Raw genomic sequence first — 15,129 nt, forward strand, 5'->3', positions numbered from 1 at the left:
TGGTTTTGGATGGGGCGGGGTGGCATACCACCCCGCTGCTGACCTGTCCTGAGGGCCTCCATCTGGTTTTCCTGCCCCCATACTCCCCAGAGTTACAACCGGCCGAACGCTTGTGGTCGCTCACCGATATGCCCCTGAAAAACCGACATTTCCCCACCCTGGACGCCCTGACTGAGCGGCTCGCGGCCCAGTGTCGGTGGCTGGAAGGTCAGTGTGAACGGGTGCGCTCCCTGACCCTCTTCCATTGGTGGCCTCGTGTAACAAATTAACCGGGATTCGTATGAGTGGCGCTGTCCCAAAGGAGTCCTGGAGCTGACAAACAGGCAAGGCGCCCGAGAGTTCATTCTCTTGGGCGCCCTGCTTTTGTCCAGCCTGACACGGTCAGCCCCCTCATTTCAGCGAGATGTGGACCTCGTTGCCTTCGCTGTCCTCGGCGCTGATCAGCTCACCGGGGGGCGGGTCGGATTCGAGCAGCAGTTGCAGGGTCTCCAGGCTGAAACCGGCACTTTCCAGCGCGCGGATGCCGTGCGGCGGAATCAGCTTGTGCAGGTGCGGCGCGAGGCTGACCGGCAGATTGGCGCTGTACTCGTCGCCTGCCGAGGACTCGACCTGAATGCGCAGGATGCGGGCCGAGGGGTGCCGGGGGGTGCTGCCGCCAGCAGCCGGAGAACCGCTGAAGCCATCGGTGAGGCGCTCCACCACCTCATCAATGCCGCCAGTCACACGGTCCATGAGGTCATCCAGGCCACGCACCCGGTGACCACCGATAATGACCTGGGGGCGGCGGGGCGGCTGCGGGGGAACGGGCGGACGGGGCGGGGCAGTCGGGATATCCCGCACGCCCCGCAGCAGCATCAGGTGTTCGGCCACCTGCTCAGTGTCCAGCTCCTCACGCTTGAGCAGCGAGTCGATCAGTTCGCGGTCACTGTCGGTCAGGGCCAGCTTCGCGCTCAGCGCGGCCAGCAACGGCCCGGCGTCTTCCAGATTCAGGCGGCCCGCGCGGACCAGCTCCAGGATGCGTTTCACTTTTTCTTTCATAGTGCCTCTTTTGTGGGGTGTCGTCTGGGGCAGGCGATCACGGCAGGTCCGCCTGTGCGGGGCGGTGCCCGGAAATGACCGGGTCCTGCGGCATCATCAGGACGGGCCGTCCACCCGACAGTTGCACCACCCGCCCCCCCACGTCCAGAGCCGTTTGCTGGGCCAGTTGCCGGGAATACCACTGCTCCGGCGTGACGCGCAGCGCGGCGCACAGGCGCTGCCAGAGCCTGGAGACCCGTCCTGCCCCCCGCGCGGCAACGGGCTGGTCCAGGCGGGACAGCGGGGAACGGGCCAACGGGGGGCGGGCCGAACGGGGGGAAGAGGTGAGACTCATCTTGAATCCTCCAGGGACGCGGGGTCAGGTAGGAGAAGGGCGGAAGCAGCGGACGGGTGGTGCGTGTGCTGGCGTTGCGGTGTGGGGCAGGCCGTTACTCGGTGAGCAACTTGACCTGTCCGGCGGCCACCCGGCACGACAGCGTGGCCTCGCCGCTGCCCAGTTGCCCGGCATGACGGGTGTTCATGAAGCTGCCGCTCTTGCTGGTGGCGAAGTCGGCCTTGAATGCGCCCACAGTCACGTCGGCGTCCACGCGCAGGCTGGTGCCGGGCAGCAGATGCAGGGTGGCGTTGCCGGCGTTGACCTCCACGCGGTGATCGCCGCCCGCCAGCACCCCGGCCCACCTGAGGTTGCCGCCGTTGACGCTGGCGTTCAGGCTGTGTGCACCGGTCAGCGTGAGGTTACCGCCGTTGACGCTCAGGTGCGTGGGGCCGCCCATCTCGGCGGCGGTCAGGTTGCCGCCGTTGACCTCGGCGTTCAGACTCGCGGCACGGCCCATACGGATGTTGCCGCCGTTGATCTCGGCGTGCATCTCGCCGCTCAGATCGGGCAGGGTCAGGTTGCCGCCCTCCACGGCGGCACGCACATGCCGGGGCACAAACGGCAGCGTGAGGATGGCCTTGAGGTTGCCCCAGTGGCCCCCAAAATGGTCCGCACGCTGCACCTGCCAGCCTTTCGGCGTGCCGCTCAGGCGCAACACTCCGTCCTCGCTGGCGCTCAGGTGCGGTGCGCCCAGCGAGCCGTCATGCAGAACGGTCAGGGTGTAGCCGCTGACCTTGAGGACGAGGTCCGGGGGAATGTCGCTGTCTTGGTAGGCGTCTGCCTCCGCGGGCATCTGCGCCTCGGGGGCGTCGGCGGACATGCCTTCCAACAGGCCGGCGGCCTCCTCGGCGGTGAGTTTGCCCTCGGCCACCAGACGCTGCACCTGCGAACGGAAATCCTCGGCGGGCTGTTGCTGTTCATTCATATCCGTCTCCTTGAGAGAATAGAAACATAGAACTGCTAGAATGTCAATACGGATTTCATGATCTGGATTTCAGGGAGCAAATTCTTGTCGTCTGAGACGCAAAATCAATCGTTTCCAAGATGCCACTCAATGGGATCTGCTAAATCCAATCTTCTATTCAGAGTTTCCCAGTCCGGCAACCTCGCGGGCAGGGAGGCGCCCGCCTCGCACCGCTCCCTCCTCTCCCCTATCCTTGGGGTCATGACGTTGCCCGAACTCACCCCCGCCCAGCGCACCGATGTGGAACTGCTGGCGCGTGGCAAAGCGGAAAAGAGCCGCACCCTGCGCGAACTGAACCTGCCTGAAACGCCGGAATCGGCCCACACCCTGCTGCTGCGCCTGGGCGTCTGGAGCGAGGCCAGAACGCCGTACGCCGACCGCCTGGGCGCGTCGCTAACGCACCTGACCCTGGACGTGCCGGACTTTGCTCCGGAAGACCGGCTGGACCTGACCCATCTGGCGGCCTACGCCATTGACGACGAGGGCAACCGTGACCCGGACGACGCGATAGGCATTGAGCCGCTACCAGGCGGGTTGACGCGCCTGTGGGTGCATGTCTCGGACGTGGCCGCGCTGGTGCCTCCCGACAGCCCGCTGGACATGGAAGCCCGCGCACGCGGCGCCACGCTGTACCTGCCGGACCAGACCATTGGCATGTTGCCCGACGCCCTGGTCGAGAAGACCGGCCTGGGCCTGCACGAGACCATGCCCGCGCTGTCGATCTCGCTGGATCTGGACGCCGACGGCAACGCCGACGCCGTGGACGTGGCCCTGACCACCGTGCGGGTCACGCGCCTGACCTACCAGGACGCGCAGGCCAGGCTGGACGCGGGCGAGGAGCCCTTCGTGACCCTGACCAGGCTGGCCCGCGCCAGTCAGGAGCTACGCGAGTCCGAGGGAGCGCTGAGCATTGACCTGCCCGAAGTGAAGATCAAGGCCGACGAGCACGGCGCAACCGTAACCCCGCTGCCCAAGCCGGAGATACGATTCGTGGTGCAGGAGTGCATGACCCTGGCCGGCTGGGCCACCGCGATCTACGCCGATGACCACAGCATTCCGCTGCCGTTTGCCACCCAGGCCGATCCCAGCCGCGAGGTGCGCGGCGACGGTCTGGGCGTGCAGTGGGCGCGGCGCAAGACGCTGGCCCGCACCCGCTTTCAGCCGTCGCCGGGACCGCATTCGGGCATGGGCCTGGACCTGTACGCCCAGGCCACCAGCCCCATGCGGCGCTACCTGGATCTGGTGGTGCATCAGCAATTGCGTGCCCATCTGGCAGGCCGCGAACCGCTGGATGGGCGGGTGGTGGCCGCCCACATCGCCCAGGCCACGCTGAACGCCGACGCCACCCGGCAGGCCGAGCGCCTGAGCCGCAAGCACCACACCCTGCGCTACGCCGCCGCCCAGCCGGAACGCGAGTGGGAGGCGGTGGTGGTGGACCGCCGGGGACCGCAGGCCACCCTGCTGATTCCCGACCTGGCCTACGATCTGCCCCTGAGCACGCCCGCGCCGGTGGGCACGACGCTGCGCGTCCGGCTGGTGGACGTGAACCTGCCCGCCCTGAGCGCCCGCGCCCGCACGGTCTAGCGGTCTGGCCCGGTGGCATTCCCGGTTCGCTTGTGCTGAACAAGTGCATACGGGTGCCCCACCATGCTCCCGTTAAGTACGGTCCTCCAGCGGAGTGGGGGCCTGTCTGTACTCGGTTCAGTACACCTGAGACAGAAAGCCGCGCGAGATATTTAGCCCACAGCCGAAAAACAACGTTGAACACGCACATTTCGTAAACCCAAATCCGCTTCATCTTTCATTCATTCACCCCCCGGTCTGCCTAAACTGCCAGACATGACCGCCGTGAGCCGGGTATTGAACGACATCGTGTCCCTGCGAATGAGCCACTGCCGCGCCGAACAGGCCGCCGGGGCCGCCCAGTACCATCTGGCGGTGCAGCACTACCGCGCGTGTCTGGAGGCCGCCGAGTGCCGCGAGGACTGCCAGGCGGTGCAGTTCTTCGCTCTGAAGCTGTCCGGGTGCTATGAGCAGATGGGCCTGCGCGACAAGGCGGTGCAGTTTCGCGCCCTGGCCAACGTCGAAGAGGATCTACCGGGTCTGCTGGGCTAGGGGGCAACCCAGGGCCACCGCGCTGCGTACTGGAGACATGCTCAAGGCCCCGCAGCTGACCCGAACCCTGCTGACACTGGCACTCGCATCCGTGCCCGCTGCCTCCGCCGCTTCGCTCATGCTGGGGGCCGGGCAGAGCACTACGCTGAACAGCACGAAGGTTACACTGCTGCGCGTCACCGACAGCCGCTGCCCGCTGAAGGCCATCTGCGTCATGGCGGGCCACGTGAAGGCCAGCCTGTTTATCGTTAAGGCGACCTCCGCACGGCTGTACACGGTCTATCTACCCGGTGTGCCCGTCCAGACGACGGTGGGCAGGATGATCCTGAAGGCGGCCACACGGCGGGAGAGCGGCGCACCCCAGCGGCTGACCTTTGAGGTGGCGAAGTAGTCCAGCAGGGAACGGTGGACGCAGGCCTGTCCCTCCCCTAGTTCCTGCCCGCGCGCCCGCAGACCCGACTCGCTACAGTGGCCCCATGAAGTACGTGTCTACCCGTGGCCTGCGTGATCTGGGGGGCTTCTCGGATGTCCTGCTGATGGGCCTGGCCCCGGACGGCGGCCTCGCCATGCCCGAGCGTATTCCCACCCTCAGCGCGGATGAGCTGGAGCAGTGGCGCGGTCTGGATTACGCGGACCTGGCCTACGCGGTGATGCGCCCCTACATCGACGACATCCCCGAGGCGGACCTGCGCGCGATGCTGCGGGCCACCTACCACCCGGATGTGTTCCACAGCGCGGAGATTACCCCGCTGACGCGGCTGGGCAGCTCGGGGCTCTACCTGCTGGAACTGTCAAACGGCCCCTCGCTGGCTTTCAAGGACATCGCCATGCAGTTTCTGGGGCAGATGTTCGAGTACGTGCTGGAGCGGCGGGACGAGCATCTGAACATCCTGGGGGCCACCTCGGGCGACACCGGCTCGGCGGCGGAATACGCCATGCGCGGTAAGGCCCGCGTGAACGTGTTCATGCTCTCGCCGCACGGGCGCATGAGCGCGTTTCAGCAGGCGCAGATGTTCAGCCTCGATGAGCCGAACATCTTCAACGTCGCCGTGCAGGGCGTGTTCGACGACTGCCAGGATCTGGTCAAGGAGGTCAACGCCGACGCCGCCTTTAAGGCCAGATACACCATTGGGGCGGTGAACTCGATCAACTGGGCGCGGGTGCTGGCGCAGGCGGTGTACTACTTCAAGGCGTACTTCGCACTTGATCTTCCCGCCGGGCAGACGGTGGACTTCAGCGTGCCGTCCGGCAACTTCGGCAACGTGTTCGCCGGGTATCTGGCCAAACAGATGGGCCTGCCGGTGGGGCAACTGGTGGTGGCCAGCAACGAGAACGACGTTCTACATGAGTTCTTCTCCACCGGGGTATACCGGGTGCGGCGGGCGGCGCAGGTGGCACAGACCTCCAGCCCCAGCATGGACATCGGCAAGGCGTCCAACTTCGAGCGTTACCTGTATCTGGTGGCCGGAGCGGACGGCGTACAGACCCGGGCGTGGTGGGACGAGGTGGGAGGCTCGCGGCCCGTCGATCTGCGCGGCACGGCCCACTGGGCAGAGGTGCAGGCCAGCGGCCTCGTGGGCGGGCGCAGCAGCCACGCAGAGCGCCTGGACACCATTCGCCGCGCCGACGAACATTTCGGGCGCCTGATTGACCCGCACACCGCCGACGGTCTGCTGGTGGGCGAACAGTGCGCGCGGGCCGGGGTACCGATGGTCTGCCTGGAAACCGCCCTGCCCGCCAAGTTCGAGGCCACCGTGCAGGAGGCCGTGGGCCGCACCCCGCCACGCCCGGAGCGTTTTGAGGGCATCGAGCAGCAGCCGCGCCACTTCACCCTGATGGACAGCGACGCTGCCGCGTTGAAAGCCTTTGTGGCAGAGAAGCTGGGAAAGACGTTGCAAAGTACCCCCTGAACCTCGCACTACACTCGGGGGATGAAGCACTTCTCCGCCACCGATGCCACGCCGCGCGCCCTGAACTTTGCCATGCCCCCCGAATGGGACCCACACGCCGCCACCTGGATGAGCTGGCCCGCCGACGACGAGCTGTGGTTCGGTCATCTGGGCGCCGTGCGTGCCGAGTTTGCCGAACTGGTGCGCACGATTGCCCGCTTCGAGCCGGTGCAGCTGCTGGTCCGGGACGCGGAGAGCCGTCAGGACGCGGGCGAACGGCTGGCCGGGGCCGACGTGACCTTCCACGACGTGCCGCTGAACGACGTGTGGATTCGGGACAACGGCCCGCTGTTCGTGACCCGTGAGTCCGGCGAGATTTCGTTCGTCAACTGGCGCTTCAACGCCTGGGGCGGCAAATTCGACTACGCCGAGGATGACCGCGTGCCGGAGGCGGTGGCGCGCATCCTGGGGGCCGCCCACTGGGACGTGCCGGTGGTGCTGGAAGGCGGCGCGCTGGAACTCGGCGGCGCGGGCGTGGCGCTGACCACCCGCTCGTGCCTGCTGACAGACACCCGCAATCTGGGCCTGGACGCGGGCAAGTACGCCGACTGGCTGCGCGAGTACCTGGGGGTCACCAAACTGCTGTGGCTGGGCGCGGGCCTGGAGAATGACCACACCGACGGCCATATCGACACCATCACGCGCTTTTCCGACGAGCGCACGATTGTGACCAGCGTGGAGGCGGACCGGGCAGACCCGAATCACGCGGTCATGTCGGCCAATCTGGAGGCGCTGCGGGAGATGACGGGTGCCGACGGCCAGCCTTTCCGTATCGTGGAACTGCCCCTGCCCGCCGGGTATCTGGAGGGCGCAGAGGGAAGATTGCCTCCCACCTACGCCAATTTCTATATCGGCAACGGCTTCGTGGTGGTGCCGCAGTACGGCGACGCCAACGACGCCCGCGCGCTGGAGATTCTGACCCCACTGTTTCCGGGCCGCGAGGTCATTGGCCTGAGCAGCCGCGCCATCATCGAGGGCGGTGGCTCGTTCCACTGCGTGACGCAGCAGCAGCCGGTGGGGGCGGTGTGGACCGGGCAGGCCTAGACCTCGGCGGCGGCTACCGCGCTCGGCCCATCGCGCTGGACACCTACCGCGCCGCCTGCGCCCGGCTGGAGGGTCAGATTTTCGGCGGCGGTTCGCTGTATGCCTTCGACCCCAACGCCAGACCTGCGCCTCCACTGGGCGAAACCTTCGCCTGGGGTCTTTACGCGGGCGAGGATCTGATCGGCTGGAGCTTCGCGCACCAGAAGGATGAGCGCACGGTCAGCATGGCCGACACCGGAATCCTGCCTGAACACCAGGGCCGCGGGCTGTACACCCGCCTGCTACCGCATCTGCTGGACACTTTCCGAAACGCGGGCTACACGCTGGTCCAGAGCCACCACCGCGCCACGAACAATGCCGTGATCATTCCTAAACTGCGCGCCGGCTTCTTTATCCAGGGCCTCAATCTGTACGAGGGCGGCCTGAACGTGGCCCTGACCCTCAGTCTGGACGACACCTACCGGGAGGCCATGCACGTCCGCAGCGGCTTCCGAGCGGCGCGGGACGAGGTTGCGCGGCGGCTGGGATTGCCCTCCGCCTCGTCAGAGAAGACGGTTCCTTCCACCGCCGTCCGGCTGCCTGGAGGTCAGGGTGAGGATACCGATCTGGGCGGTGGTTACGTTCTGCGCCCCGTTTCCTACGGGGTGTATTACGACATCTACACCCAGCTGGAAAATGCTGTGTACGGCAGCGTGTCCCTGGACTGGCCGACGCCTGCTCGGCTGGAGCCACCCGAATACCCCCGCTACGCCTGGCTGCTCGGTCACGGCGGGCAGGTGGTGGGCTGGCAGTATTCCCGCCAGTGGAACGCCCGCACGGCCTACATGGTCAACACCGGGCTGCTGCCCGCGCACCGGGGCCAGGGACTGTACACCCGTGTGCTGCCGCCCGTGCTGGCCGCGCTGAGGGCCAGGGGCTACGATCTGGTCCGCAGCCACCACCACGTCACCAACAACGCCGTGCTGGTCCCCAAACTGCGCGCAGGCTTTCGCGTGCAGGGGGTGCAGGTGGACGATCACGGCGTCATGGCAGTGCTGATGCTGGGCTTCGGCGGGCTGTACCGGGACTACATGGACGTCCGCAGCGGCCTGAAACGTCCAGCAGGCGAGGTGGCGCAGGCACTGGGACTGGAGGGGCCGTAAAAAAGTCCTCGGCGCAGACGGCAGAGGACAAACGCGGGCGGGGACTTACGCTGTCTGCTGCGCCAGCTGCTTTTGCGCGGCCTTCGGGGCCGGACGGTTCTTCGCCCGCTTGACCGTGGCAATGCCCGCGCCGGAGTGCAGGATCTCGCCGTACAGGTGCCACCACTGGCGGGCCGTTCCCAGCTCGCGGGTCAGGTTCTCGAAGCGGTAGTACGCCGCCTCACCGCCGGGCAGGACAAAGGTGGGCGCGCCGAAGACCCCGATCTCGGCGGCCTCGGCCAGATCGGCGCGCAGAATGGCACGCAGGCCGTCGTCGTCGGCGCGGTCATCCGCGAATTGCTGCAGATCCAGCCTGGCGGCCCCCGCCGCCGCCATCACCGCGTCCTCGTCCAGTGGCTTTTTCTCTTCGTGAACCGCGCGGAACAGCGCCAGGGTAAAGTCCCAGCCCTGCTCCTCGCCCTGCCGCGCCGCCGCCTGTGCCGCCAGAAAGGCCAGCAGGCTGGATTTCTGGAAGCGCTCACCCGCGTCGCCCGGCTGATCGGTCAGCCACCACACCGGGGCAGGCTGGCCCGCGTTGTCGGGGTGGTTGCCCTGTACCAGCGAGAAATGCCGGAGCCTGAACGTCTGTTCGCCCGCCTGCCGCAGCACCTGCGCCAGTTCCACCCCGCGCCATGCGTAGGGACACACGAAATCGAGGAACACGTCATTGGATGGGATCATGGCGGGACGCTAGCACGCGTGCTGGGGCCGGGACTGTCTGCCTTCCGACGGCGTCTGCCCCATGCATAACAGCGCACCAACCTCCATCCTGGCCGCCCCGGCTCAGGAATGGGTCCAGTTGTCGGGATCGTCGGCATCGCCGGGAGAGAGGCCCAGCACGTCGCCCTCGGTGGAGCATCCCAGCCCCAGCACGGTGCGGTTGGCGTAGGCGAAATAGGCCGTGACCTGATTGATTTCCAGGATCTCGCCGTCGGTAAATCCGGCCGCTCGCAGGGCCTCCACATCCGCCGCGGCCACGGCAGAGGGGGTGAGGGTCAGCTTCTCGGCGTAGCGCAGGGCCTGCCTCTGGGCATCGGTCAGCGGGGCAGCGTCGGGGTCACGCGCCTCGATGGCCCGGCGAATCGCGTTCGCCCGCGCGTCATCATTCAGCAGTCGCCTCAGCCCGGCGAAGTGGTGCTCGACGCAGTAGCCGCAGGCGTTTAGGGCACTGACCCATACCCCCAGCGTTTCCAGCAGCCATGTGGGCAGCGTGTTGCCGCTGTGATGCAGCGCGGCCTTATACAGCGCCATGTGCCCCTCCATGCTGTGGGGCCGCAACGAGTGCATCGCCATGATGTTGTCCACGTTGTCACCCGGCCCCTTCACGCGGTCATACAGGGTTTTCAGGCGGCCGGCGGCCTCCGCATAGGGAACGGTTTCAATCCAGGGCACGGGTCAGTCTAGGGCCACCGTGTGGAATGCGCTGGACCCTGAGGCTTAAGCTGGACCCACCATGAACCCCGACGAACGCACCGCGCAGAATGTCCGGCTGTTCGACACCCTCTCGGCCCATTACGACCGCATGGGCTTCCTGTCCTTGACGGCGCTGTATCTGGCCGAACGGTTCGGGCCGCAGCGGGACGAGACGCTGCTGGACGTCATGTGCGGCACCGGCACGCTGGCCCTGGCGCTGGCGGAGGCCGTGGGGCCAGGGGGCCGGGTGGTGGGCGCGGACCTGTCGCCGGGCATGCTGGCGGCGGCACGGAACAAGGCGGCGGGGCAGCCTCACCTCTCCTTCGTGGAGGCCGACGCGACGGCGCTGCCCTTGGTGGACGCGGCCTTCGACGGCGTGGCCTGCGCCTCGGGGCTGTTCTTCGTGCCCGACATGGACGCCGCCCTGCGCGAGTGGCGGCGGGTGCTGCGTCCTGGCGGACGGGTGGCGTTCAGCTCGTTTGGCAAGGGCATGATGGGCGACCTGCCGGGGCGCTGGCGCATGGCTCTGGAAGGTGTGGGCTTCCATCCGGGCTTTCCACCGCTGGGCCGCCTGCCCTCTCCGGACGCGGCGGCAGACCTGCTGCGGGAGGCAGGGTTCCAGGAGGTCACAGTGGACCTTCAGGAGCTGCCCTACCGCCTGCCCACCCCACAGCACCGCTGGGACGACATCGAGGCGGGCATGGAGGGTGCGCCGCTGGCCTCATTACCGCCGAAAGTTCGCCAACAGCTTCAGAACGAACACATGGCCGAGCTGGAGGCGCTGTTCGCCGGGCAGGCGCTGACGGTGCCCATTCCCGTCCTGGTGGCGGCAGGCGTGCGGGCGGGGTAAACACGCTCAGGCGGGGTCAGAGGCCGCCAGGACTTACCCTGCCGTGCCCTCGTCCGGCGGCGTGCCGTCCACGAACACCGTGTTCTGATCGGTGTAGTGGACCTGCCCGGCGGGCGCACCCCTCGGCTTCCAGACGTACTTGATGCGGGTGTAGTCCACGCCCACGTTGCTGCTGCCGCGCGCCTTGCTGTGGGCAGCGGCCAGCCGGGCGGCGTACAGGATGTCCGGCTGCGCCAGTTCCTTGCCCCCGGTCCGCACGATGACGTGGCTGCCGGGATAGCCCTGCGCGTGGAACCAGTAGTCCAGGCTGCGCCCGACGCGGTGCGTCAGGGTGGCGTTTTCCTTGTTGTTGCGGCCCACCAGCACCTCGTGGCCGCCGGGGGTGCTGAAGCGCATGCCGTACTGGCTCTTTTCCGGGCGCTCGGATTGCAGGGTGACGGCCAGCGCGTCCAGCTGTTCCAGGGTGGCGCGTTCCAGATGCTCCACGCGGGCCTCGGCCTCGGCCAGTTCGGCACGCAGGGTGTCTTCACGCTCCAGCAGGCGTTCGTACACGTCCTCGCGGCGGCGGGCGCGGGTGTAGCGCTTCTCGGCGTTCTGCACGGCGCTCAGGCTGGGGTCCAGGGCCACCGGGCGCGGGCCGCTGCCGTCGAAGGCCGGCAACTCGGCGTGCGAACTGCCGGGGTCCACGGTGGAGGCGTAGGCCATCAGCAGGTCCGCCTCCTCCCGGTCTATGGCAGCGGCCTCCACGCCCGACTCGGCACGGGACACGTCAGCCAGCTGGTTACGGATTAAGGTCAGGCGCTTGTTCAGCGGCTCGGCCAGCGCCTTGCGCAACGCGGCGGCCTTCTCGCTGCGGGCGGCCTCGCGCGCGCCGTCCTGCATGAGGCCCTCGCTGACGGTGGGGTCCTTGACCAGGGAGCGCAGCGCTTCGAGCGTCTGCGGCCAGCCGTCGCCGGGCGCCTGCGTGAACGGTAGGCCCGCCCGCCGCGCCAGCTCCGCGCCCAGCAGCGGCCCCACCCCGTCCAGGCGCTCGCGCCAGCGGCCCACCGGCAGGTCGGCCAGGGAACGCGCCTCGGCCTCGTCCAGCGTGCGCGGGTCCAGCTTGTCGTAGGGCGGCGGCGGCGTGTACTGGCCCCCGCTGCGAATGGTGCGGAAGCGGTTGCGGCTGCCGGTGATCTCGCGGGCGGCCATGACGATGCGGCCCGCAAAGCCCTCGCCCTCCTCCAGCACCAGCAGGTTGGCGTTGCGGCCGGTGACCTCGAACAGCAACCTCGTGGGGGCCTGGGCCACGAATCCGGCCTCGCCGCCGAAGTGCAGGGCGACCACGCGGTCCAGTTTGAGCTGCTCTGCGCCCAGCAGTGGCCCGCGCACCCGCGCCGCCAGAAAGCGCTGGAAGGGGCTGCGGGGATCGCCGCGCAGCCGCTCGCGCGACAGGAACAGCACCGGCTGCGGCGGGCGGTAGGCCAGCACCAGATTCAGCCGCTCGCCGGGGCCGGGACCGTCCAGCAGCAGGGCGGCGGTGGTCTCGTCGGGAAAGGCCCAGCCCAGCGTGTGCAGCGGCAGGTGCGGGGTCAGCCCACCCAGCACCTTCGCCAGCATCAGTCCTTCCATGCGGCACCTCGGGAAAAATGGGAACAGGCGGTCATCCGGCCATGCTAGCGCCGGGGCCATGGGGGCGAATCAGCACCATGGCCCAGTCTCCCGGCCCGCCCCGGATGCCAGACTGCGGGGCCATGCCCAGCCTGCCCCCCACCTTCAACGACGGCTACGCCTACACTGAACGCGTCGGCCCACGCGGCGTGGGCGTGGGCGTGCTGGCGTATCTGGCGGGTCGCTACGGGCACTCCACGCCAGGGGAATGGCTGGCCCGGCTGGGGCGCGGCGAGGTCGTGCTGGACGGCGTGACAGCTCAGGGCACGGAAACTTTGAGGGCCGGTCAGACACTGGTCTGGCACCGTCCCCCCTGGCCCGAGGACGCGGTGCCGCTGCATTTTGCAGTGCTGCACGAGGACGCCGAGGTGCTGGCCGTGTCCAAGCCCTCGGGCCTGCCGACGGTTCCCGCAGGCGGCTTTCTGAACCATACCCTGCTGACGCTGGTGCGCCGGCAGTGGCCGCAGGCGTCGCCGCTGCACCGGCTGGGACGCGGCACGTCGGGTCTGGTGCTGTTCTCGCGGACGGCGCAGGCGGGAGCGGCGCTGTCGCGGGACTGGCGCGAGGGAAGAATTACAAAGACCTACCGCGCCCTCGCGCAGGGCGTGGCCCGGCAGGACAGCTACCAGATCACCACGCCCATCGGCCCGGTACCGCATCCGCAGCTGGGCGAGGTCCACGCGGCCAGCGCGGACGGCAAACCTTCCCGCTCCACGGCGCGGGTGCTGCAGCGGCGTTCAGACAGCACGCTGTTCGAGGTGGACATCCACACGGGCCGTCCCCATCAGATTCGGATTCATCTCGCTTCTATCGGGCATCCGCTGGTGGGCGATCCGCTGTACGGCGCAGGCGGGCTGCCGCTGGCCGAGTTGCCGGGGCTGCCGGGCGACGGCGGCTACCTGCTGCACGCGCACCGGCTGGGATTTGTTCACCCGGTGACCGGTCAGCAGATGACGCTGGAAGCCCCAGCGCCCGATGAACTGACTCTGGATGAAGAATGAAATTGTGCGCTAACGCTGCGTGTTCACCGTGTACGTGCCGTCCGCATTGCCTGTGAACGTCACTGTGCCGTTCTGATCGGTGCGGTAGATGCGGATGCCGTTTTGCTTGTACAGGTCCAGCGCCGTTTTCGTGGGGTGGCCGTAATTGTTCTCGCCCACACTGATCACCACGTTTTCCGGGCGCACCATCGCCAGCCACGCCGGGGTGTCGCCGTTGGCCGCCCCGTGGTGGATGCCCTTGTACGCCTGGAACGGCCCCCGGATCGCGGCGGTGTCCTGCGCCAGCCACGCCGCCGTTTCCTTCAGTTCGCTGTCGCCGGTCATCAGGGCGCGGAAGTCGCCAAATTGCAGGGCGATGCCCACGCTGTTGTCATTCTGCGCGTCGCCCACGCCCGGTGGCGGGCCGATCACCTGCACCTTCACGCTGCCCAGGTTGATCAGCTGGTTGCTGGCCTTCCTGAAGGTGGTCTTCTGGGCCTGTAGCGCATCCACCAACCGTTCCCAGGTCTTGGTGGTGCCGCCCAGCCCGTTGTTGATGAACAGCGTCGGCTTGGCCCTGGCCGCCGCCACCAGTCCCGCGATGTGGTCGGCGTCGGCGTGGGTGGCCACCATCACATCGATCTTGTCGATGCCGTAGGTTTTCATGTGGTCTTCCATGCGCGATATGCTGCGGCCCCCGTCGATCAACAGGGTCTTGCCCTCGGGACTGCGGACCAGCACCGCGTCACCCTGCCCTACGTCCAGAAAGCGCACGGTGACCTGCCCCTCGGGGGCCGCGCCGACCTCGGCCTTTTCCTTGCCCTTGCCGGTCATGCCGTTGCAGGCCGCCAGCGAGACGGTCAGCGCCAGCACGACCAGTCCCGCGATATCCGCCGCGCTGGGGCCGCGCCTGCGCCCGGAGCGGGCAGGCTTGCGGGCGGCCGACTGGCGGGACGCGGCCCCGCCAGTTCTGGGGCCAGCCTTCTTGCCGGCTGCCCGCTTTTCAGTGCTGCTTTTCTCAGACCCGCTTTTCCCGGTTGCTTTCTTCTCTGTCGCCTTCTTCCCCGGCGCTTTCTTTCTTGGAACCTTATCGCTCATACCGTGATCTCTCCGTCCTCTTCGTGCAACTCAGCTTCGGCGTTGTTCAGGGCGTCCAACTGGGCCTGCGCGGTGCCATGACGCTCCATGGTCTCGGCCACCAGAATGCGGACCGTCACGCCGTCCGGGCCATCCTGCACGTCCAGCAGGTCACCCTCGCGCAGGGCCTCGGGCAGCAGGCGCAGGGGCAGGTCAAACGTCGTGCCGTCTCCACGTTCCAGCCGGGCCAGCGGGCCTTGCGGGCTGTCCTCGATGCCGTCCACCGTCCAGCGTTCTCTGCCCTCGGCAGGCCGGGGGTCCGCGGGCTCCTGCGGATCCGTATCCAGTGGGAGGTCTGCTCTTTTCACGTTTACAGCGTAGCGCCCCCACCCCTCACAAACATGACTGGCAGGCAGTTCCTGCAGATGATCAGGCCTGTCTGGTTTGCCCCATCAACTTTCTTACTCCCCCTCGCTTCTGGGCGGGTGACGA

Annotated in this window: 17 protein-coding genes; 9 read left to right on the forward strand and 8 right to left on the reverse strand. The window is 67.8% G+C overall.

Annotated features, from left to right (window positions below; translation table 11 throughout):
* The coding region (locus IEY31_RS15375; RefSeq protein WP_229723689.1) for a transposase at nt 1-269 on the forward strand (269 nt) is incomplete at its 5' end.
* A gap of 121 nt (nt 270-390) precedes the next feature.
* On the opposite strand, the gene IEY31_RS15380 is transcribed toward IEY31_RS15375, so the two are convergent.
* From IEY31_RS15380 to IEY31_RS15390, 3 genes are all read right to left on the reverse strand, one after another.
* Entirely contained in the window at nt 391-1,038 is a 648-nt protein-coding gene (locus IEY31_RS15380) for a hypothetical protein (RefSeq protein WP_188973565.1), read from the reverse strand.
* 37 nt (nt 1,039-1,075) lie between these two features.
* Nucleotides 1,076-1,372, reverse strand: a complete 297-nt coding sequence (locus IEY31_RS15385) for a hypothetical protein (protein ID WP_188973566.1) — start codon at nt 1,370-1,372, stop codon at nt 1,076-1,078.
* A 94-nt stretch (nt 1,373-1,466) separates the two neighbouring features.
* Nucleotides 1,467-2,339 (reverse strand): hypothetical protein, encoded by an 873-nt coding sequence (locus IEY31_RS15390; RefSeq protein ID WP_188973569.1) that lies wholly within the window; start codon nt 2,337-2,339, stop codon nt 1,467-1,469.
* A 240-nt stretch (nt 2,340-2,579) separates the two neighbouring features.
* Between IEY31_RS15390 and IEY31_RS15395 the strand changes: the two genes are divergently transcribed.
* The 6 genes from IEY31_RS15395 to IEY31_RS15420 all read left to right on the forward strand — a co-directional run bounded on the left by IEY31_RS15395 (nt 2,580) and on the right by IEY31_RS15420 (nt 8,628).
* Nucleotides 2,580-3,962, forward strand: a complete 1,383-nt coding sequence (locus IEY31_RS15395; protein ID WP_188973571.1) for an RNB domain-containing ribonuclease — start codon at nt 2,580-2,582, stop codon at nt 3,960-3,962.
* A 255-nt stretch (nt 3,963-4,217) separates the two neighbouring features.
* Nucleotides 4,218-4,493, forward strand: coding sequence for a hypothetical protein (locus tag IEY31_RS15400; protein ID WP_188973573.1), 276 nt, complete (start codon nt 4,218-4,220; stop codon nt 4,491-4,493).
* A 37-nt stretch (nt 4,494-4,530) separates the two neighbouring features.
* Nucleotides 4,531-4,884, forward strand: coding sequence for a hypothetical protein (locus IEY31_RS15405; RefSeq protein WP_188973574.1), 354 nt, complete (start codon nt 4,531-4,533; stop codon nt 4,882-4,884).
* 85 nt (nt 4,885-4,969) lie between these two features.
* Nucleotides 4,970-6,403, forward strand: coding sequence for a threonine synthase (thrC, locus tag IEY31_RS15410; RefSeq protein ID WP_188973576.1), 1,434 nt, complete (start codon nt 4,970-4,972; stop codon nt 6,401-6,403).
* 21 nt (nt 6,404-6,424) lie between these two features.
* Nucleotides 6,425-7,486, forward strand: a complete 1,062-nt coding sequence (locus IEY31_RS15415) for an agmatine deiminase family protein (protein WP_188973578.1) — start codon at nt 6,425-6,427, stop codon at nt 7,484-7,486.
* On the forward strand, nt 7,468-8,628 hold the full coding sequence (locus tag IEY31_RS15420; RefSeq protein ID WP_188973580.1) for a GNAT family N-acetyltransferase: 1,161 nt from the start codon (nt 7,468-7,470) through the stop codon (nt 8,626-8,628). Before IEY31_RS15415 ends, IEY31_RS15420 begins: the two co-directional genes overlap by 19 nt.
* A 45-nt stretch (nt 8,629-8,673) precedes the next feature.
* On the opposite strand, the gene IEY31_RS15425 is transcribed toward IEY31_RS15420, so the two are convergent.
* Together IEY31_RS15425 and IEY31_RS15430 are read right to left on the reverse strand one after the other, a co-directional pair.
* A complete protein-coding gene (locus IEY31_RS15425; RefSeq protein ID WP_188973582.1) occupies nt 8,674-9,348 on the reverse strand; it encodes a DsbA family oxidoreductase in 675 nt (224 codons plus the stop codon).
* A gap of 102 nt (nt 9,349-9,450) precedes the next feature.
* Nucleotides 9,451-10,059: a carboxymuconolactone decarboxylase family protein gene (locus IEY31_RS15430; protein ID WP_188973584.1), complete on the reverse strand. Its 609-nt coding sequence runs from the start codon at nt 10,057-10,059 to the stop codon at nt 9,451-9,453.
* Between the two features lie 61 nt (nt 10,060-10,120).
* Between IEY31_RS15430 and IEY31_RS15435 the strand changes: the two genes are divergently transcribed.
* Nucleotides 10,121-10,930, forward strand: coding sequence for a methyltransferase domain-containing protein (locus IEY31_RS15435; RefSeq protein WP_188973587.1), 810 nt, complete (start codon nt 10,121-10,123; stop codon nt 10,928-10,930).
* Nucleotides 10,931-10,963: 33 nt separating this feature from the next.
* Here IEY31_RS15435 and IEY31_RS15440 read toward each other — a convergent pair whose 3' ends face one another.
* Nucleotides 10,964-12,541, reverse strand: coding sequence for an Rqc2 family fibronectin-binding protein (locus tag IEY31_RS15440; protein ID WP_188973589.1), 1,578 nt, complete (start codon nt 12,539-12,541; stop codon nt 10,964-10,966).
* Nucleotides 12,542-12,663: 122 nt separating this feature from the next.
* On the opposite strand from IEY31_RS15440, the gene IEY31_RS15445 reads away from it, so the two are divergent.
* Nucleotides 12,664-13,581 carry an RluA family pseudouridine synthase gene (locus tag IEY31_RS15445; RefSeq protein WP_188973591.1) on the forward strand — a complete coding sequence of 306 codons (918 nt, stop codon included), beginning with the start codon at nt 12,664-12,666 and terminating at the stop codon, nt 13,579-13,581.
* 9 nt (nt 13,582-13,590) lie between these two features.
* On the opposite strand, the gene IEY31_RS15450 is transcribed toward IEY31_RS15445, so the two are convergent.
* Nucleotides 13,591-14,658 (reverse strand): ComEC/Rec2 family competence protein, encoded by a 1,068-nt coding sequence (locus IEY31_RS15450; RefSeq protein WP_188973593.1) that lies wholly within the window; start codon nt 14,656-14,658, stop codon nt 13,591-13,593.
* A complete protein-coding gene (locus IEY31_RS15455; protein ID WP_229723691.1) occupies nt 14,655-15,005 on the reverse strand; it encodes a DUF3006 domain-containing protein in 351 nt (116 codons plus the stop codon). Before IEY31_RS15455 ends, IEY31_RS15450 begins: the two co-directional genes overlap by 4 nt.
* Nucleotides 15,006-15,129: the final 124 nt, after the last annotated feature.

The organism is Deinococcus aerolatus (assembly GCF_014647055.1).
In the GTDB taxonomy this organism is placed as follows: Bacteria; Deinococcota; Deinococci; order Deinococcales; family Deinococcaceae; genus Deinococcus; species Deinococcus aerolatus.

Bases quoted from the DNA above. Each gene is read 5' to 3' on its own strand.
- IEY31_RS15400 (WP_188973573.1), top strand. From the start codon at position 4,218: ATGACCGCCGTGAGCCGGGTATTGAACGACATCGTGTCCCTGCGAATG.
- thrC (WP_188973576.1), top strand. From the start codon at position 4,970: ATGAAGTACGTGTCTACCCGTGGCCTGCGTGATCTGGGGGGCTTCTCG.
- IEY31_RS15395 (WP_188973571.1), top strand. From the start codon at position 2,580: ATGACGTTGCCCGAACTCACCCCCGCCCAGCGCACCGATGTGGAACTG.
- IEY31_RS15415 (WP_188973578.1), top strand. From the start codon at position 6,425: ATGAAGCACTTCTCCGCCACCGATGCCACGCCGCGCGCCCTGAACTTT.
- IEY31_RS15380 (WP_188973565.1), bottom strand. From the start codon at position 1,038: ATGAAAGAAAAAGTGAAACGCATCCTGGAGCTGGTCCGCGCGGGCCGC.
- IEY31_RS15445 (WP_188973591.1), top strand. From the start codon at position 12,664: ATGCCCAGCCTGCCCCCCACCTTCAACGACGGCTACGCCTACACTGAA.
- IEY31_RS15405 (WP_188973574.1), top strand. From the start codon at position 4,531: ATGCTCAAGGCCCCGCAGCTGACCCGAACCCTGCTGACACTGGCACTC.
- IEY31_RS15440 (WP_188973589.1), bottom strand. From the start codon at position 12,541: ATGGAAGGACTGATGCTGGCGAAGGTGCTGGGTGGGCTGACCCCGCAC.
- IEY31_RS15385 (WP_188973566.1), bottom strand. From the start codon at position 1,372: ATGAGTCTCACCTCTTCCCCCCGTTCGGCCCGCCCCCCGTTGGCCCGT.
- IEY31_RS15425 (WP_188973582.1), bottom strand. From the start codon at position 9,348: ATGATCCCATCCAATGACGTGTTCCTCGATTTCGTGTGTCCCTACGCA.
- IEY31_RS15435 (WP_188973587.1), top strand. From the start codon at position 10,121: ATGAACCCCGACGAACGCACCGCGCAGAATGTCCGGCTGTTCGACACC.
- IEY31_RS15450 (WP_188973593.1), bottom strand. From the start codon at position 14,658: ATGAGCGATAAGGTTCCAAGAAAGAAAGCGCCGGGGAAGAAGGCGACA.
- IEY31_RS15390 (WP_188973569.1), bottom strand. From the start codon at position 2,339: ATGAATGAACAGCAACAGCCCGCCGAGGATTTCCGTTCGCAGGTGCAG.